This is a genomic window from Pseudomonas sp. FG6, assembly GCF_057809015.1.
In genome coordinates, this window is the sequence record NZ_JBMDJD010000018.1 from 17,061 (window position 1) to 35,322 (window position 18,262).

Genomic DNA, 18,262 nt, shown 5'->3' on the forward strand with positions numbered 1-18,262 from the left:
GGCATCAGCTTTCCGTGGCCGACAGGTTCATGGGCAGCAGGACATCCAGTTCGCTTCGTCCCGGCACTGAGGTCACTTCCAGTCGGCCACCGAAATGCTCCACCCGTTCGCGGATGTTGCGCAGGCCGATGCCGGCATGGCCGCGCTCGACCTGTGGGACATTGAAGCCCATCCCATCGTCCACCACGGTCAGGCGCAGGGACTGGCCGGAGCCGAACAGGGTAATGCCGACGCTTTTCGCCCCGGCGTGACGCTCGATGTTGGTCAAAGCTTCTTGGGCGATACGAAACAGCGAGACGGGCGCGCCATTTTCCAAACGGCAATCGAACTCGTTGCTTCGGTAGGACACTTCGAGCCCACTGCGTTGCTGGAACTCGGCCGCGAGCTGGCCGATGGCGGCAGGCAGGCCCAGGGTGTCGAGCAGGGAGGAGCGCAGGTCATGGGAGATGCTGCGGATCTCGCCAATGGCGTCGCCCAGCCGATCCGTCGCGTTTTTCAGGATGCCCAGGCCGTTTTCCTGACCGCTCTCCAGGACATGGCTGGCCAGTTCGAACTGGAATTTTATCGACACCAACAGTTGGCTGATGCCGTCGTGAAGCTCGCGGGACACCCGCGAGCGTTCCTCTTCCTGCAGGCTGACGATGCGTTGGTTCAGGCGCTGGAGCTTTTTGTCGGCCAGGCGATGCTCACTGACGTTGAGGGTCATGCCACCGGCAAACACCAGCAGGACCGCAACCAGCGCAACCGCGGCAATGGCCTGCATGGTGGTGTGGATGCCATTGGCGACTTCATCGCGGGCTTGCTGGGTCGCGCGCTCGACATCCTCCAGGTAGATCCCGGTGCCGAGCATCCAGCCCCAGCGATCGAGCATCACCACATAGGCCAGCTTGTCGGTGACCTGGCCGGAGGAGGGTTTGTTCCAGGCATAGCGCTGGAAACCTTCGCCGGATTCGGCGCTCTTGATCAGGGCCTGGATGACGGGCAGGCCGTGGGGGTCCTTCATGTCCCAGAGGTATTGCCCCACCAATTCCGACTGGCGGGCATGCATCAGGCTGCGGCCCTGGCGGTCATACACGAAAAAATAGCCGTTGATGCCGAAGCTGAGTTTGCGCAGCTCTTCCAGCACCTGCTGCTGCGCGCGTTCGTCGCCCTGGCCGTTGTTGTACAACGGGGCGATCAGGCTCTGTGCCATCTCGACGTAGTTCTTCAACTCGGCGCGCTTGCTCGCCAGGATGCTGTCTTCGATCAATTGCGCCTGCTGGTCGCCCAACTGGCGATTGAGCGAAATGACCAAGGCGCAAATGACAGCAATCGCCAGGACCAGCGGCAGAATCCCGAGGGCGACGATCTTGTGTTTGAGCAGCATCTGTACTCCAGGCGGGACTCGACGCGACGGTGGTGAATGATCGGCATCATATGCCAAACCTCCTACCGAATAGGAGACATAAAACCTGTAGAGCCAACCCTGAGAGCAGACCCTGTGGGAGCAAAGCTTGCTCGCGATGCAGGCGCCGCGGTTCATGGGGGACCGCATTGACTCTATCGCGGGCAAGCCTTGCTCCCACAGGGGCAACTGCGCGTCTACGTAGTACTACGGATTTATTTATTGACGACTTGCGGCGATATTGGGCCCGCTCCGAATAGCCGGGGCGAACTATAAAAACAATCGCCGCAATCCACTGGATATCGGCAGGAGACATGCAATGACAACCCGTCTGGTTAAACACCTCGCCTGGTTTGCCGTGGCTGTTCTGGGAGCCTGTGCGTTGAGTGTCGTGGCCTTGCGCCGCGGCGAAGCCATCAATGCCCTCTGGATCGTCGTCGCCGCCGTGGCCATCTACCTGGTCGCGTACCGCTACTACAGCCTCTTCATCGCCAATAACGTGATGCAACTCGATGCGCGCCGGGCCACGCCCGCCGTGCTCAACAACGATGGCCTGGACTATGTCCCGACCAACAAGCACATCCTCTTTGGTCACCACTTCGCGGCGATTGCCGGCGCAGGGCCGCTGGTTGGGCCGGTGCTGGCGGCGCAGATGGGCTACCTGCCCGGCACGCTGTGGCTGATCGCCGGCGTGGTGCTGGCAGGGGCCGTGCAGGACTTCATGGTCCTGTTCCTGTCCACTCGCCGCAACGGTCGCTCCCTGGGCGACATGGTGCGCGAGGAAATGGGCCGCATCCCCGGCACCATCGCGCTGTTCGGCTGCTTTTTGATCATGATCATCATCCTCGCGGTGCTGGCGCTGATCGTTGTCAAAGCCCTCGCCGAGAGCCCGTGGGGGATCTTCACGGTGATGGCGACCCTGCCGATCGCGATGTTCATGGGCGTCTACATGCGCTACATCCGCCCGGGCCGCATCGGTGAAATCTCGCTCATCGGCGTGCTGTTGCTGCTGGGTTCGATCTGGCTGGGCGGGCAGGTCGCTGCCGATCCGGCCTGGGCCAAGGCCTTCACCTTCACCGGGATCCAGATCACCTGGATGCTGATCGGCTACGGTTTCGTCGCGGCGGTGCTGCCGGTGTGGCTGATCCTGGCGCCGCGTGACTACCTGTCGACCTTCCTCAAGATCGGCACCATCGTCGCCCTGGCGATCGGCATCCTGGTCACCATGCCCGAGCTGAAAATGCCCGCGCTGACCCAGTTCACCAACGGCCTGGGGCCGGTGTGGAAGGGCGGGCTGTTCCCGTTCCTGTTCATCACCATTGCCTGTGGCGCGGTGTCGGGCTTCCATGCGCTGATCTCCTCGGGCACCACGCCCAAGCTGCTGGATAACGAAACCAACGCGCGCTACATCGGTTACGGCGGCATGCTGATGGAGTCGTTCGTGGCAATCATGGCCATGGTCGCGGCGTCGGTGATCGAGCCGGGCGTGTACTTCGCCATGAACAGCCCGGCGGCGATCGTCGGCGGTGACGTGGTGGCCGTGGCGCAGACCGTTAGCAGCTGGGGCTTCGCCATCACGCCGGACGCGCTGCAAGCGGTGGCCAAGGACATTGGCGAAACCACCGTGCTGGCCCGTGCCGGCGGTGCGCCGACCCTGGCGGTCGGTATCGCGCAGATCCTGCACTCGGTGCTGCCGGGTGAAAACACCATGGCGTTCTGGTACCACTTCGCGATCCTGTTCGAAGCGCTGTTCATCCTCACCGCGGTAGACGCCGGCACCCGTGCCGGGCGCTTTATGCTGCAGGATTTGCTCGGTTCGTTCGTGCCATCGCTCAAGCGCACCGAATCCTGGACCGCCAACCTGATCGCCACCGGCGGTTGCGTGGCGCTGTGGGGCTACCTGCTGTACCAGGGCGTGATCGATCCGCTGGGTGGCATCAACACCTTGTGGCCACTGTTCGGCATCTCCAACCAGATGCTGGCCGGTATCGCGCTGATGCTCGGCACCGTGGTGCTGATCAAGATGAAGCGCCAGCGCTACGTCTGGGTCACGCTGCTGCCGGCGAGCTGGCTGCTGATCTGCACCACCACGGCGGGCCTGATCAAGCTGTTCGACGCCAACCCGGCGATCGGCTTTTTGGCCCTGGCGCGCAAATACAACGAAGCCCTGGCTGCTGGGCAAGTCCTGGCCCCGGCCAAGAGCATCGAGCAGATGCAGCACGTGGTGTTCAACGCCTACACCAACGCGACGCTGACGGCGCTGTTCCTGTTCGTGGTGCTGAGCATCCTGTTCTATGCGATCAAGGTCGGCATCGCCGCTTGGGGGACCCAGGAACGCACGGACAAGGAAGCGCCATTCCAGGCCCTGCCGGACGCTTGATAGGGGAATGCAACGATGTTCAATGACTTGAGTCGCCTCGGTAAATACCTCGGTCAGGCCGCCCGCCTGATGGTCGGCATGCCCGACTACGACAACTACGTCGAGCATATGCAGACCAAACACCCGGACCAGCCGCTGATGGACTACGAGGCGTTCTTTCGTGAACGCCAGGAGGCCCGTTACGGCGGCAAGGGTGGGCCCAAGTGCTGCTGACCCGGCAGCCATGAGGTAAATCCCTGTGGGAGCAAGCCTGTGGGAGCAAGGCTTGCCCGCGACAGCATCGCCTCGGTTTGTATGTAGACCGAGGCGCTTGTATCGCGGGCAAGCCTTGCTCCCACAAAGGCCCGCTCCCACAGTTGTTTTTGGGTGGTCGCAAGATTTGCGTACAGCATAAATCCCTTGTGGCGAGGGAGCTTGCTCCCGCTGGCATGCGAAGCAGGCCCCAGCGGTTCTTCAGGCCGACCGCATCAGCCAGTTTTGCGACTGCTGCGCAGCCGAGCGGGAGCAAGCTCCCTCGCCACGGTAGTTGTCTGGCTTGCTTACGCTATTGATCAATCCGCCAGCAACACCGCCGCGTCGAACCCCACCCGCAAATTGCCCCAGTGGCGGCCGCCGAAGAAGAAAGGGACGTCGATCTCGGTCATGATTTCCCCGGTGTCGCGCAGGTAGGTCTGGAGCAGGAAGCGCTGGGTGTTGCCGGCGGCGCGCAGGCCGATCGGGTCGTTGAAGATCCGTTTGTTGCGGCACACCGGCAAGTCCACCGCGCGGTCGCCGGTGGGCGCTTTGGAGACCCAGCTGTTGTTCACCGGGCAATAGCCCTTGCTGTCGACGATGAACGAGACCTTGCCACCCGGCGTGCTGCGGGTGAGCTGGTCGCATGCTTCCTGGCAGACCTGGACAAAGCGTTCGGTGTAAGCCGTCATGTACTGCTTGGGATCGGTGCCGGGGATCGGTTGGTAACTCTGGTCGAACAGGTTCAGACCTTCGCGTTGCAGTGCCTCCAGGCGCACCTGGAGCGTGTCGCGGCACTGGCTGGCGCGGGTGATGGCGGCATCCAGCTTGCCGTGGCCGAGCACGAAGCGGCCCAAGAGCGCCTGGACCTTTTCGGCCACGCCAGACAAGTCGCGGGTGGCCGTTGCCGAGTGCTGCATGCGCTGGTCGATCAGTTGGCTGTCGGCATGGATCTGGGTGACGCGGTCGTTGATGCCCGTGTTGCTGTCGGCGAACTGCTGGATGTGGGTCGCGATGTCCGACAGCTTGCCGTTGGTGGATTCGAAATCGACGATCATGCTTTCGAAATGGCCGGAAGCGCGTTCCACCACTTTCTGGGTTTCCCGGGCGCTGTGGCTGATCTGGGCGGTCTGCTCGTGGGTGGATCCGACTTCTTCGAGCATGGCGTCGATGTTGCGCGAGATATCGTCGGTGGCCTTGCTGACGTTCTGTGCCAGGGTGCGCACTTCATCGGCCACCACCGCGAAGCCACGACCACTCTCGCCGGCACGGGCTGCTTCGATGGCGGCGTTGAGCGCCAGCAGGTTGGTCTGCGCCGATATCTGCTGGATCAACCCGACGATGGACTTGATGCTCGACGAGCGTTGATTCAGCGCGCTCACCAGCGTGGCGAACTCATCGAGGCTGCCCGAGATTTCGCTGATGTTGCCGGTCACTTCCAGCAACTCGGCATAGGAGTCGCGGGCCATGCTCAGGTTCTGTGCGGTGGTGCTGGAGATGCCCTGGGTCTGGCGCGAGACCTCGTCGATGCGGCCTACGGCGGTGTTGCTCTGGTCCATCACTTCCTTGGCGAAGCGTGCCTGATGAGTCGCGCTGTCGCTGGAGTCGCTGATGTTCTTGAGCGAGCGGGCCGATTCGACGGCAATGTGCACGGTCAGCGCCTGGACGTTGCTGATGATCTCGCGCTGCTTGGCCAGGAAACGATTGCAGGTACCGGCCAGCACGCGGATCTCGTCGTGGGTCACCAGGGGCAGATCCTTGGACAGATCGCCTTCGCCGCTGGCGATCTCTTCCAGGGCCCGGGTCATGGTGTTGACGGGGCGCACGATGAGGTGGCGAAAATACCAGACCATGAAACTGATCATGCACAGGGTCAGGAACGCGCCGAAGAGCAGGGCATGGGTAAGGTTGTCGAGCCGACCCTCGATCTGCCCCAGCAACGCGCTGTCCAACTGCGCATTGCGCAATTGCAGCACGATGTCGGCCCGGGCGTTGAGGGCCACCCAGTACAGCAGCCCGCTGACCAGTACCAGCAGGAACAGGCTCGAAAGCTTTTTGGTGAGCGTATCGAAAAAACGCATTTCGATAGACTCGTACAAGGCCTTTAACGTCTGCATGCCGCTGCTCCTGGGCGAAAACTCTCTCATTCCAGTTCATACAGTCGACCGTGGGAAGCAAAGCTTTAGGGCGATTTGATATCACTCTGTGGGAGCAGGCTTGCTCGCGAAGGCGCAGTGTCAGGCTAATCAGGTGTGACTGATTCACCGATTTCGCGAGCAAGCCCGCTCCCACAATGATTTGCAGCCACATCATTTGACACAAAATATTTACTGGGAATCGTTCTCAAAGTATATTCGCTCTCATTCACAACCCTCTACGAGTGCGTCTCTTGAATCGTTCCACTCCTCCCGCTCACCGTAACGCCTTCCTCAAACGCGTCTTCCCCACGCTTTCCTGCTGCCTGATTGCCGGCCCGTTGTGGGCACAGGACACGCTTGAACTGCCGGTCACGGATATTCAGGGCACTCGCGTCACTCAGGATGAGGGCTATACAACGTCGCAAGCCAGTACGGCGAGCAAAAGCGATGTACCGATCAAGGAAGAGGCGCAATCGATCAACGTGGTCACCCAGCAGACCCTGTCCGATTTCCAGGTGCGTTCGCTGAACGACGCGATGAAGTTCGTCAGCGGCGTCAGCCAGGGCAACACCCTGGGAGGCTCGCGGGACTCGCTGGTCAAGCGCGGTTTCGGCACCAACGACGACGGCTCGATCCTGCGCGACGGCGTGCGTTCGAACCTCGGGCATAACTTCAGTGCCACCACCGACCGCGTCGAAGTGCTCAAGGGCCCGGCCTCGATGTTGTACGGCGCCCTCGAACCCGGTGGCCTGGTCAACGTCATCAGCAAGAAACCCGAATACACCCAGAGCACCACATTGAGCGGCTCCGCCTACAGCGAAGGCGGTGGCACCACGGCCGTGGACACCACAGGGCCGATGGGCGACACCGGGCTGGCCTATCGACTGATCGCCGAGCGCAAGCACGAGGACTACTGGCGCAACTATGGGGTCAACGAAAGCACATTGGTGGCGCCATCGTTGGCCTGGACCGGCGAGCGGGCTTCGTTGAACCTGAGCTATGAGTACAACGAGTACTCCAACCCGTTTGACCGTGGGACGATGTTCCGCAACGGACATCCCATGGACATCGACTACGACAAGCGCCTTGACGAGCCGTGGGCCAAAAGCGAGGGAATTCGCGAGACTGCTACGGCGCGGTTCGAATATGAGTTGAGCGAGGCGTGGAAGACCCGTGTGACTTATGGTTGGAATAATGACCGGTACAGTCTTTCGATTGCGCAGCCGCGAATGTCAGGTGGTGTTCTCCAGCGTGCCGCTAACGGTGCGCACTACGACGATGAAACCCGCTACGCCAGTTGGGATTTCATCGGCAAACAGGAGGTGTTCGGCCAACGACATGACCTGCTGATCGGCGTTGATAACCAAGTGTCCGACCAGTTTCGTGGCAAGACATATCGTGGCGCGTATCAACCAGGTTTCGATCCTGCGGCACCGGTGTATGGCGGCTTGGATGAGCCAAGCGTCGTGAATGCACCGCAAAGTAACCTGAGCAATCAATTGACCTCCAGCTCGGTATACCTGAAGGACAACTGGCACCTTGATGACCGTTGGATTCTGGTGTTTGGCGGCCGGTATCAGCATTACGATCAATTCAGCGAACAGGGTTCGGTTACGCGCGTACCTGTTCGCGACGATAACGGTGACGCCTTTGTCCCGTTCCTGGGGCTGGTCTACAAAGCCACTGATAGCCTGTCTCTGTACGGCAACTACAGTCGTTCATTCAAGCCAAACGATACGGTCGATGACAACCTCAGTACCTTCAAGCCGGAGGAAGGTCGCAGCTATGAAGTCGGCGCCAAGTACGATCCGCTTCCGGGCTTGAATATCAACCTTGCCTTGTTCGACATCGAAAAGAAGAACGTCGTAACGTCCTCCACGGTCAATGGAGTGACCCTGGCAGAAGCCGCCGGCAAAGTCGGCTCCCAAGGCCTGGAGCTGGATGTCACCGGACGCCTGGCCGAGCGCTGGGACCTGATCGGCACCTACAGCTACACCCACACGGAAATTCTCGACGACCCGAAAAACGAAGGCCATCGCTTGCCTGACGCGCCCAAGCACATCGCCAGTCTGTACCTGAGCCACCACCTGGATGTGCCTGCCGAGTTCGGCGCCTGGCACGCCGGTGGCGGTGCGCGCTATGTGGGCGAGCGTGCCGCCAACCAGGCCAATGATTTCTGGCTCAGCAGCTACACCGTCGCCGATGCCTTCCTGCGCTGGGAGTCGCCAGTGTTCGGGCACAAGACATCGTTGCAACTGAACGTCGACAACCTGTTCGACAAACACTACTACCCGTCCTCCACCGGCAGCGAGTTGCAGGTTAACGTCGGCGAGCCGCGTACCGCCAGGTTGAGTGCCAGCGTGACGTTCTGATCGCAGCGCAGCAAAAAAAAATGCCCGGACATGAAAGTCCGGGCATTTTTGTTTCAGTTTAACTCCGTCATCGCGAGCCTGCTCTGGGCGGCAATCCGACGAGGGCGATCTACGTGATCACCGAAACGCCGGCACCACCTGCTGGATGAACAGCTCCAGGGATTTCTTTTTCTCGGCATGGGACAGGCTGTTGTCGCACCAGAAACTGAACTCATCCACGCCCAGTTCCTGGTAGTACTTGATCCGCTCGATGATTTGCTGCGGGGTGCCGATCATGGTGTTCTTGCGGATGTTTTCCAGCTCGAACTCCGGGCGCTCGGCGAATTTTTCTTCCGGGCTCGGCGCCAGGAAACCATTGACCGGCACTTGCTTGTTGCCGAACCAGGCGTCAAAGGTCCGGTAGAACTTGGAGATCGCCTTGGCGCCGACTTTCCAGCCCTCGGGATCGTTCTCGGCGTGCACGTGGGTGTGGCGCAACACCATCAATTGCGGGCGCGGCACTCCGGGGTTGTTGTCCAGGGCGGCCTGGAACTTGTTCTTGAGGTCCAGGACTTCTTCGTCGCCTTTCATCAACGGCGTGACCATCACGTTGCAACCATTGGCGACCGCAAAGTTGTGGGAGTCCGGATCCCGTGCGGCGATCCACATGGGCGGGTGCGGTTTGCGCACGGGCTTGGGTACGCTGGTGGAGGTCGGGAATTTCCAGATTTCGCCATCATGGGCGTAATCGCCCTGCCACAGGGCGCGCACTACCGGAACCATTTCCCGCAGCGCCTGGCCGCCGGAGGAGGCGGGCATGCCGCCGGCCATGCGGTCGAACTCCACTTGATAGGCGCCACGCGCCAGGCCGACTTCCATCCGTCCATTGCTGATCACGTCCAGCAGCGCGCACTCGCCGGCTACCCGCAGCGGGTGCCAGAACGGCGCGATGATGGTACCGGCGCCCAGGTGAATGGTGGTGGTCTTGCCCGCCAGGTAGGCCAGCAACGGCATCGGGCTCGGCGAAATGGTGTATTCCATGGCGTGGTGTTCGCCGATCCAGACCGTGCTGAAACCACCCGCTTCGGCCAGCAGGGTCAGCTCGCTCAAGTCTTCGAACAGCTGGCGATGGCTGATACTTTCGTCCCAACGTTCCATGTGTACGAACAGGGAAAATTTCATGACGCTTACCTCGGATCTCTTGTTGTCGGCCTGTCGATTGCGGGCCTGTTGCCTGGGACGAGCGCGGGGCTCCCGGGTGTTCTCGCCAGGGTAAGCGCATCACTGAGGACTGCGCTCGATCTGACTGATTATTGGTATACCATAATACGGAATATCTGCAAAATATATCCTGTCAGGCCAGAACGGGCAGGGCGCCCATCTTGCCGTGGCAATACACCATGGGGCCGTCGTCCTGCCGAGGCACGATCAGGTTCTTCACCGCACCGACCATGATCGCGTGGTCACCCCCTTCATATTCGCGCCACAGTTCGCACTCGATCACCGCGGTGGCGTTGGCCAGGATTGGGTTGCCCAGCGCGCTCAGGGTCCATTCGATGCCCTGCGCCTTGTCCTTGCCCTTGCGCGCAAAGGCGTAGGCCTCGCTTTGCTGGCCGCCGGAAAGCACGTGGATGGCGAAGCGCTTGTTCTTGATCAGTACCGGGTAGGAGTCGGAGCTGTAGTTGGGGCAGAACAGCACCAGGGCCGGGTCCATGGACAGCGAGCTGAAGGCGCTGGCCGTCAGGCCGACGATTTGGCCGTCGTCATCCAACGTGGTGATCACGGTTACGCCGGACGGGAATGAGCCCAGGACTTGTTTGTAGACAGCGGCATCGATCATTGGACGGCCCTCGTGGTTTATAGATTTGTAGGTCTGATGGTATACCGTAATACGATCATTGCAAGGGCTTTCTGGCGGATCCGATAAACGTCGTCCGGTTGCGTCAACCCCAATGAGGATGGGGTTTTCGCGGCGCTCTTGCGCAACGGTTTGCGAATCAGAGGGCGTGCGGTAGGCAGGCGATCGCGACGGGCTTCATCGGCATCGTGGTGCAGCGGCCGTTTGCCAAGCGTGGGCAGGCCCGGCGGCGCGATGGGGTTGCACGGATTGATTGGGTGCGTGGGGGAAGGTGAGATCGCAGTCGTGAGCAAGCTTGCTCACGCAGACGATCGGGGTGCCGATGAAGAGACCGGTCGGCTACCCGGCCGCCTGGCGGCGGCCCTCGGAGCAATGCCTACGTCCGGGTATCCCGACCTGGACGAGGCACTGAGTAATGACCCGCCGTTACCTCAGCAACGGCGAGCCCCAGTCACTGCTGCACGACTTTGGCCGTAGGTGCCTTGGGCTGCACCAGGCTGAAATCGATCAACCCTTTGTGCTGACTCTCATAAGGATTGCCAATCAACAGCGGCCGAGCCTTGAAGTCAGTGCTGACCAGGCTCTTGCTGCGATCCAGCTCATCAAAACTCAAGCCCGCCAAGTCTGCCCAGGTATGAATCAGGTGCGAGCTGCTGTAAGGCCGCGACAGGTCACCGGCAAAGTTCCAGTCATGGCTTTCGCGCCATTTTGGCGACGCCCAGGCCATGAACGGGATGGTGTACATCGGTGCGGTCGGCTTGCCTTCGTTGCGGCCCAGGGTGTCATGGCCTTGCGAATCGAAGACGTCCTCGCCGTGGTCTGACAGGTACAGCAAGAAGCCGTTAGGGTCGGTCTTGGCGTAGTCCTTGATCAGGCTGGACACGACGAAATCGTTATACAGCACCGCATTGTCGTAGCTGTTGTAGGTCGGGACCTGATCGTCACGCAAGCCGGCCGGCACGCCCTGGCGGTCGGTGAACTTGTCGAAGGCAGGCGGATAGCGGTACTGGTAGCTCATGTGGGTACCGAGCAGGTGGACCACGATCAGCTTGCGCGGTGCGCTATCGGCCAGGGCCTTGTTGAACGGCTCGATGACGTCGCCATCGTATTGCGCGGCGTTCTGGTTGCGGTTGTTGTTCAGGTACACCTGTTCGTCGGCCTGCTGGGAGAAGGTCGTGAGCATGGTGTTGCGCTTGGTCATGGTCTGCTGGTTGGTGATCCAGAAGGTCTTGTAGCCGGCCTGTTTCATCATGCTCACCAGCGACGGTGTGCTCAGGTACAAGTCCGGGCTCTCCTCATCGGCGAACGTCAGCACTTGCTGCAGCGCTTCGATGGTGTAGGGGCGCGGCGTGATGACGTTGTCGAATACCGAAAGCTCGCCCTTGAGCTTGTCCAGTTCCGGCGTGGTTTCCCTCGGGTAGCCGTAGAGGCTCATGCGTTGGCGGTTGGTGGATTCACCGATCACCAGCACCAGGGTCGCCGGCTGTTCGGCCATGGCGTCCTTGAGGTTGCTCAGGGGCGGGATCTTGCTGGCGCTGTGCAACATGCCTTGCATGTTTTCCAGCTGTTCGGTGTAGCGATGATAAGCAACGACCATTTGCCACGGCACCGCGGGCTCGATGCGATCTTCGAACTTCTCCAGGCCCCCGGCGAAGCTGCCGGTGCGCTGGGTCTGCTTGACCAGCGGATAGCCGACCACGGCCGCCACAATGACAACGGCCGTCACCAGGGCCTGGCCCCGAGGCAGGTATACCGGGCGCAGGCGCGTCCAGAGCCAATAGCCGACAGCGGTGTGGACCAAGAAGGCCGCGACCATCCACCAGGCAAAATATTGCGTGAGGTATTCCCCGGCTTCGGCCACGTTCGACTCGAACATGATGAAAATGACGCTCTGGGAAAATTCCTGCTGGTAAATGAAGAAATAGCCCAGGCTGGCCATGGAGCAGGCCCACAGCACGAGGCCGATCAATGCGGCGAGCAAGCGCGCGCGGGCAGGGAAAAGGAGCAGGGGGGCCAGCCACAACGCGCTCATCACGAAGGCCTGGCGAAACCCGGAGAAGCCGGACGTGTCGCTCAGGAGGATAAGCAGTTGGGTAATGCCCGAGAAATACCAGAAGAACAGGAATAGCCAGCCGAGTCCGGCCCAGTCGAAACCTTTCGCAGTCGTTTTGCTGCGTTTGAACAAGCTCATCAAGCGCTCCAGCCCTTGTCGACGATGCTGTCGGTCCCGGATGGGTAACCGCAGGCAGACGCCGAGAAACCTTAAAGGCGGGGATTATTGCGAGGCGCTTGTGAAAAGTTCGTGAGTTTTTGGTTTCAAAGTGCGGCCTTGGGTGCAAATGCACCAGGCCCAAGGGATAGATCTACTAGTGGTCGCAAAGCTTGGCCGCGATGAGGACGGTGTAGTTTTTCTCTGTGCGAGCTTCGCTCCCGCAAGCGACACCGCGTCGGCAGCGTCGCTTGCAGGGAGCTGCGGGCGATTATCGAATCATCGCCTGGTTCTGAGAGGACAGTTGGACGTGTTGCAGCTGCATGCGCAACTGCGTCACTTCTTCGAGTAGCAGGTCGCGCTCTTCTTTAAGCAGGCGTAATTCGTCGCGACGAATGGTCACGTAAAGGGTTTGGGGAGGACGTGCGGTAACGACTGGGCCCATTGCTCACCTCGCAAATGGCGTACATCAACTGTAGAGATGCCGCCAGTATTTTGGTCGACACCCTACTATCGGCGCCGATTCTGATTTCTTTTGCTTGTGATTGGAACTTTTTTATTTTTCATGGTCGCTGTGCCTTCACCGGGTTTGGAGTGTTATTGCTTGTGATCCCTCCAATTACCCGGAAACTATGCTGCAATGCTCTGGACTAACCTCCTTTGTAGTCGGAGCTAAACCTTTGACTTACCTTTATTTGTAGTAGGGAGCATCCGCACATGCAACTCGGAATCATCGGATTGGGCCGGATGGGCGGCAATATTGCGCGGCGTTTGATGCTCAAAGGCCACGCCACCGTGGTCTACGACCGAAATGCGACTTTTGTCGAAAATCTGGTCCAGGAGGGTGCTACAGGTGCTGGCGATCTGGCGGCGTTGGTCGCCGGCCTGGAAAAACCTCGGGCCGTCTGGGTCATGTTGCCGGCCGGCGCTCCTACCGAAGACACCATCAACGTGCTCGGTGAATTGCTTGAGCCGGGCGATGTGATCATTGACGGCGGCAATACGTACTACAAGGACGACATCCGACGTGCCCAAGCCTTGTCGGAAAAAGGCCTGGACTACATCGATGTCGGCACTTCCGGCGGCGTCTGGGGCCTGGAGCGCGGCTATTGCATGATGATCGGCGGCGACGCCGGGGTGGTGAAGCGCCTGGACCCGCTGTTCGACAGCCTGGCGCCGGGCATGGGCACCATCCCGCGCACCCGTGATCGCCAGTCCGACGATGACCGTGCCGAACGTGGCTACATCCATGCGGGCCCGGCCGGTTCGGGACATTTCGTGAAGATGATCCACAACGGCATCGAATACGGCATGATGCAGGCCTTCGCCGAGGGCTTTGACATCCTCAAGACCAAGTCCAGCGAAAGTCTGCCGCCAGAACAGCGTTTTGACCTGAATGTCGCCGATATTGCCGAAGTCTGGCGGCGCGGCAGCGTGGTTTCGTCCTGGTTGCTGGACCTGACTGCCGATGCGTTGGCGGTCGATCCGAAACTCGATGGTTTTTCCGGCGAGGTGGCCGACAGCGGTGAAGGGCGCTGGACCATCGAGGCCGCCATCGAGCAAGCGGTGCCGGTCCCGGTACTGTCCAGTTCGCTGTTCGCCCGTTTCCGCTCGCGCCAGCAAAGCACGTACGGCGACAAGATGCTTTCGGCCATGCGCTTGGGCTTTGGCGGCCACGTGGAGACACCGAAAAAATGACCTCGATCGGCAGCCCATCCACGGCAGAACCCGCGCCGCCGAGCACATTGTTTTTGTTCGGCGCCCATGGCGACCTGGTAAAGCGCCTGCTGATGCCGGCGCTTTACCACCTCAGTCGCGACGGTCTGCTGGACGATGGGCTGCGCATCGTGGGCGTCGACCACAACGCCATCAGCGATGTGGATTTCGCCAGGAAGCTCGAGGACTTCATCCGTCAGGAAGCGGCGGGCAAGGGCGGCGATCCTGACCGCGCGCTCGACCCGTTGCTGTGGGCCAAGCTGGCCCAGGGCATCAGCTACGTCCAGGGAGATTTCCTCGAAGACGACACCTATGCAGCGCTGGCGGCGAAGATCGCCGCCAGCGGCACCGGCAATGCGGTTTTCTACCTGGCGACCGCGCCGCGCTTCTTCAGTGAAGTGGTCAGTCGCCTTGGCGCGGCCGGGCTGCTTGAGGAGCGTGAGGGCGCTTTCCGGCGGGTGGTGATCGAAAAGCCGTTCGGTTCCGACCTGCAAACCGCCGAAGCGCTGAACGCCCGCCTGCTCAAGGTCATGAGCGAGAAACAGATCTATCGGATCGACCATTACCTGGGCAAGGAAACGGTGCAGAACATTCTCGTCAGCCGCTTCTCCAACAGCCTGTTCGAGGCGTTCTGGAACAACCATTACATCGACCACGTGCAGATCACTGCCGCCGAAACCGTCGGTGTGGAAACCCGTGGCAGTTTTTATGAACACACCGGCGCCCTGCGGGACATGGTCCCCAACCATCTGTTCCAGTTGCTGGCGATGGTGGCCATGGAGCCACCGGCTGCGTTCGGCGCCGATGCGGTGCGGGGGGAAAAGGCCAAGGTCGTCGGTGCGATTCGGCCCTGGACAGTGGAACAGGCCCGGGCCAATTCGATCCGCGGCCAGTACACCGCCGGCGCTGTCGCCGGCAAGGCAGTGAACGGCTATCGCCAGGAAGCCAACGTCGCACCTGACAGCAACACCGAAACCTATGTGGCCCTGAAAGTCATGATCGATAACTGGCGTTGGGTGGGCGTGCCGTTCTACCTGCGTACCGGCAAGCGCATGAGCGTGCGCGATACCGAGATCGTGATCTGCTTCAAGCCCGCGCCCTACGCGCCGTTTCGTGACACGGAGGTCGACGAACTGCAACCGACGTACCTCAGAATCCAGATTCAGCCCAATGAAGGCATGTGGTTCGACCTACTGGCCAAGAGGCCCGGGCCGACGCTTGACATGGCGAACATCGAATTGGGCTTTGCCTATAAGGATTTCTTTGAAATGCAGCCGTCCACGGGCTACGAAACGCTGATCTACGATTGCCTGACCGGCGACCAGACGCTCTTCCAGCGCGCCGACAACATTGAGAATGGCTGGCGTGCGGTGCAACCGTTCCTCGATGCCTGGCAGCAGGATGCCTCGGTGCAGTCCTACAAGGCCGGCGAAGATGGCCCCTCGGCCGCCAATGACCTGCTGACACGCGACGGTCGCGTCTGGCATGGCCTCGGATGAGTGTCCAGGTGAAACATCCCATCCGTTTTCTGCTCAGTGACATGGACGGCACGTTGCTGCTGCCTGATCACAGTCTCAACCAGCGCACCGTCGAAGCGGTTCGCGCCTTGCGTGAGGCAGGAGTGCTGTTCAGCCTCGCCACCGGACGACCGCCGCGGGCGATGTTGCACTTCATCGAAGCGTTTGGTGTCGACCTGCCTACGGCTGCGTTCAATGGCGGTACGCTGGTTCATCCCGACGGCAGTTTCCTGGCCGTGCACTACCTGCCCGTCGAAGCGGCGCTCACGACGCTGGCGTTGTACGCCGACCAGCCTGGCATCGAGGTGTGGGTGTTTGCCGACGACCAATGGCTGGTACGCGACGCCAACGGGCCGATGGTGCCTGTGGAAACGCGCGGCCTGGGGTATCCGCCGGTGGAGGTCGAGAGTTTCGAACCTTATCTGGAGCGCATGGACAAGATCGTCGCCACTAGCGCCAACACCGACCTGTTGGTGGAACTGGAGGCGCGGCTGCATCCGCTGCTCAAGGGCCAGGCCCAGGTCTCGCGCTCGCAACCGATCTATCTGGACGTCACGGCGATGAAGGCCAACAAAGGGGAAGCCTTGTCGACCCTGGCGGCCTTCCTCGAGGTGCCGCTGCATCAGACAGCGGCCATGGGCGACGGCGGCAATGACCCGGCGATGTTCCAACGTGCGGGATTGTCGATTGCCATGGGGCAGGCGGAGGAGGCGATCAGGCACCAGGCCGATGTGGTCACCGCCGCCGTGACCGAAGACGGCGCGGCCTTGGCCATCGAGCGGTACATTCTCCCGCGATAGGACCTTATGACCTTTGTGGCGAGGGAGCTTGCTCCCGCTGGGCTGCGCAGCGGCCGTAAACCTGGCGGCCATACTTTCCTGGCACACCGTGTTAAATGGGAATGGGGCTGCTGTGCAGCCCAGCGGGAGCAAGCTCCCTCGCCACGGGTTACTTCTGCCTCCAGTAGCTTTACAACCAGTACGTCACCGCAAACCAGCCCAAACCACCCATCACCACGGTATAGGGCAAGGCCATCCAGACCATCCGGCCATAGGACAGGCGAATCAGCGGGGCAATCGCCGAGGTCAGCAGGAACAGGAAAGCCGCCTGGCCGTTGGGCGTGGCGACGCTGGGCAGGTTGGTGCCGGTGTTGATGGCCACTGCCAGGGTTTCGAAATGTTCACGGCTGATGCTGCCGGAAACGAACGCCTGCTTCACTTCGGTGATGTAGATGGTGGCCACGAAGACGTTGTCGCTGATGGCCGACAGCAGGCCGTTGGCAATGAACAGCATGCCAGGCTGGCGATCGACGGGCAGGGCCAGCACCCATTGGATCAGCGGTGTGAACAACTGCTGGTCATGGATGACCGCCACCACCGCAAAGAACACCACCAGCAGAGAGGTGAACGGCATGGCGTCCTTGAAGGCGTTGCCGAGCCGGTGCTCGTCGGTGATGCCGGTGAAGGCGGTGATCAGGACGATGACCGTCAGGCCGATCAGGCCGACTTCGGCGATGTGCAGGGCCAAGGCCACGATCAGGATCAGCGCAGCGACGCCCTGGACGATCAACGCAGCCCGTTGGCGTGCGGTGCGCTCGCGGTTGTCCTGCTCGGCGTAGTCGGCCAGCACGGCGCGTACGTTGTCCGGCAGCAGCGTGCCGTAACCGAACCAGCGCAGCTTCTCCAGGAGCACGCAGGTCACCAGGCCCGCCACCAGCACCGGCAGCGAAACCGGGGCGACCCTCCTGAAGAAATCTGCGAAGTGCCAGCCCATTTCATGGCCGATCAGCAGGTTCTGCGGCTCGCCCACCAGGGTACACACGCCGCCCAGCGCGGTGCCGACGGCGCCGTGCATCAGCAGGCTGCGCAGGAAGGCGCGGAACTGCTCCAGGTCCTGATGATGCAGCGTCGGCAGGTCATGGTCTTCGTCGACGCTGCTGTCCTGGCGCGGATCGTTGCCTGAGGCCACGCGATGGTAGACCGCATAGAAACCCATCGCGGCACTGATGATCACGGCCGTGACGGTCAATGCATCGAGGAACGCCGACAGGAAGGCCGAAAGAAAGCAGAACATCAGCGCCAGCGCCGCCTTGGAGCGCACACCCAGGAGCAGGCGTGAAAACAGGAACAGCAGCAGGTCCTTCATGAAGTAGATCCCGGCGACCATGAACATCAGCAGCAGGATCACCGGGAAGTTGTGCAGCAGCTCGTCGTACAGCGCCTGGGGTGTGGTCATGTCCAGCGCCAGGGCCTCAAGCAGCAACAGGCCGCCGGGCATCAGCGGGTAGCACTTGAGGGCCATGGCCAAGGTGAAGATGAACTCGATGACCAGCATCCAGCCGGCAACCACCGGACCCAGTGTCCACAGCACCACGGCGTTGAGAATCAGGAAAGTAACGATGCACGCCTTGTACCAGCGTGGTGAGTGCCCCAGAAAGTTATGCGCGAAAGCCTGGGCCATTGAACCGGACATCGGCTG

Annotated in this window: 13 protein-coding genes; 6 read left to right on the forward strand and 7 right to left on the reverse strand. The window is 61.1% G+C overall.

The window, feature by feature from the left end:
- Window positions 1-4: 4 nt before the first annotated feature.
- Window positions 5-1,366, reverse strand: a complete 1,362-nt coding sequence (locus ACODSJ_RS13760) for a cache domain-containing protein (RefSeq protein ID WP_489102246.1) — start codon at window positions 1,364-1,366, stop codon at window positions 5-7.
- 337 nt (window positions 1,367-1,703) lie between these two features.
- Between ACODSJ_RS13760 and ACODSJ_RS13765 the strand changes: the two genes are divergently transcribed.
- Complete coding sequence (locus ACODSJ_RS13765; RefSeq protein WP_489102247.1) at window positions 1,704-3,764, forward strand: carbon starvation CstA family protein; 2,061 nt, start codon at window positions 1,704-1,706, stop codon at window positions 3,762-3,764.
- A gap of 15 nt (window positions 3,765-3,779) precedes the next feature.
- Complete coding sequence (locus ACODSJ_RS13770) at window positions 3,780-3,977, forward strand: YbdD/YjiX family protein (protein WP_047702630.1); 198 nt, start codon at window positions 3,780-3,782, stop codon at window positions 3,975-3,977.
- A 338-nt stretch (window positions 3,978-4,315) separates the two neighbouring features.
- Here the strand turns inward: ACODSJ_RS13770 and ACODSJ_RS13775 are convergent, their stop codons facing one another.
- Window positions 4,316-6,112: a methyl-accepting chemotaxis protein gene (locus tag ACODSJ_RS13775; RefSeq protein WP_489102248.1), complete on the reverse strand. Its 1,797-nt coding sequence runs from the start codon at window positions 6,110-6,112 to the stop codon at window positions 4,316-4,318.
- A 272-nt stretch (window positions 6,113-6,384) separates the two neighbouring features.
- Here ACODSJ_RS13775 and ACODSJ_RS13780 point away from each other — a divergent pair, with 272 nt between their 5' ends.
- The gene (locus tag ACODSJ_RS13780) at window positions 6,385-8,505 is read left to right on the forward strand and encodes a TonB-dependent siderophore receptor (protein WP_489102249.1); all 2,121 of its coding nucleotides are present in this window, start codon (window positions 6,385-6,387) and stop codon (window positions 8,503-8,505) included.
- A 117-nt stretch (window positions 8,506-8,622) separates the two neighbouring features.
- Here ACODSJ_RS13780 and ACODSJ_RS13785 read toward each other — a convergent pair whose 3' ends face one another.
- The 4 genes from ACODSJ_RS13785 to ACODSJ_RS13800 form a co-directional block, all read right to left on the reverse strand.
- Window positions 8,623-9,666: an LLM class flavin-dependent oxidoreductase gene (locus tag ACODSJ_RS13785; protein ID WP_489102250.1), complete on the reverse strand. Its 1,044-nt coding sequence runs from the start codon at window positions 9,664-9,666 to the stop codon at window positions 8,623-8,625.
- A 172-nt stretch (window positions 9,667-9,838) separates the two neighbouring features.
- On the reverse strand, window positions 9,839-10,324 hold the full coding sequence (locus ACODSJ_RS13790; RefSeq protein ID WP_489102251.1) for a flavin reductase family protein: 486 nt from the start codon (window positions 10,322-10,324) through the stop codon (window positions 9,839-9,841).
- Between the two features lie 469 nt (window positions 10,325-10,793).
- Entirely contained in the window at window positions 10,794-12,533 is a 1,740-nt protein-coding gene (locus tag ACODSJ_RS13795; RefSeq protein WP_489102252.1) for a phosphoethanolamine transferase CptA, read from the reverse strand.
- Window positions 12,534-12,822: 289 nt separating this feature from the next.
- On the reverse strand, window positions 12,823-12,996 hold the full coding sequence (locus ACODSJ_RS13800; RefSeq protein ID WP_489102253.1) for a DUF6026 family protein: 174 nt from the start codon (window positions 12,994-12,996) through the stop codon (window positions 12,823-12,825).
- 272 nt (window positions 12,997-13,268) lie between these two features.
- Here ACODSJ_RS13800 and gnd point away from each other — a divergent pair, with 272 nt between their 5' ends.
- Genes gnd through ACODSJ_RS13815 form a run of 3 tightly spaced genes read left to right on the forward strand, consistent with a single transcriptional unit; the run spans window position 13,269 to window position 16,584 of the window.
- Entirely contained in the window at window positions 13,269-14,249 is a 981-nt protein-coding gene (gene gnd, locus ACODSJ_RS13805; protein ID WP_489102254.1) for a phosphogluconate dehydrogenase (NAD(+)-dependent, decarboxylating), read from the forward strand.
- Window positions 14,246-15,766 carry a glucose-6-phosphate dehydrogenase gene (zwf, locus tag ACODSJ_RS13810; RefSeq protein WP_489102255.1) on the forward strand — a complete coding sequence of 507 codons (1,521 nt, stop codon included), beginning with the start codon at window positions 14,246-14,248 and terminating at the stop codon, window positions 15,764-15,766. The genes gnd and zwf overlap by 4 nt, the downstream gene beginning before the upstream one ends.
- Complete coding sequence (locus tag ACODSJ_RS13815; protein ID WP_489102256.1) at window positions 15,763-16,584, forward strand: HAD family hydrolase; 822 nt, start codon at window positions 15,763-15,765, stop codon at window positions 16,582-16,584. Before zwf ends, ACODSJ_RS13815 begins: the two co-directional genes overlap by 4 nt.
- Window positions 16,585-16,753: 169 nt before the next feature.
- Here ACODSJ_RS13815 and nhaB read toward each other — a convergent pair whose 3' ends face one another.
- The gene (gene nhaB / locus ACODSJ_RS13820) at window positions 16,754-18,256 is read right to left on the reverse strand and encodes a sodium/proton antiporter NhaB (RefSeq protein WP_489102257.1); all 1,503 of its coding nucleotides are present in this window, start codon (window positions 18,254-18,256) and stop codon (window positions 16,754-16,756) included.
- Window positions 18,257-18,262 lie beyond the last annotated feature (6 nt).

Coding starts and splice junctions, on each gene's coding strand:
- ACODSJ_RS13795 (WP_489102252.1), bottom strand. CDS start 12,533: ATGAGCTTGTTCAAACGCAGCAAAACGACTGCGAAAGGTTTCGACTGG.
- nhaB (WP_489102257.1), bottom strand. CDS start 18,256: ATGTCCGGTTCAATGGCCCAGGCTTTCGCGCATAACTTTCTGGGGCAC.
- gnd (WP_489102254.1), top strand. CDS start 13,269: ATGCAACTCGGAATCATCGGATTGGGCCGGATGGGCGGCAATATTGCG.
- ACODSJ_RS13760 (WP_489102246.1), bottom strand. CDS start 1,366: ATGCTGCTCAAACACAAGATCGTCGCCCTCGGGATTCTGCCGCTGGTC.
- ACODSJ_RS13800 (WP_489102253.1), bottom strand. CDS start 12,996: ATGGGCCCAGTCGTTACCGCACGTCCTCCCCAAACCCTTTACGTGACC.
- ACODSJ_RS13765 (WP_489102247.1), top strand. CDS start 1,704: ATGACAACCCGTCTGGTTAAACACCTCGCCTGGTTTGCCGTGGCTGTT.
- ACODSJ_RS13785 (WP_489102250.1), bottom strand. CDS start 9,666: ATGAAATTTTCCCTGTTCGTACACATGGAACGTTGGGACGAAAGTATC.
- ACODSJ_RS13815 (WP_489102256.1), top strand. CDS start 15,763: ATGAGTGTCCAGGTGAAACATCCCATCCGTTTTCTGCTCAGTGACATG.
- ACODSJ_RS13790 (WP_489102251.1), bottom strand. CDS start 10,324: ATGATCGATGCCGCTGTCTACAAACAAGTCCTGGGCTCATTCCCGTCC.
- ACODSJ_RS13770 (WP_047702630.1), top strand. CDS start 3,780: ATGTTCAATGACTTGAGTCGCCTCGGTAAATACCTCGGTCAGGCCGCC.
- ACODSJ_RS13775 (WP_489102248.1), bottom strand. CDS start 6,112: ATGCAGACGTTAAAGGCCTTGTACGAGTCTATCGAAATGCGTTTTTTC.
- zwf (WP_489102255.1), top strand. CDS start 14,246: ATGACCTCGATCGGCAGCCCATCCACGGCAGAACCCGCGCCGCCGAGC.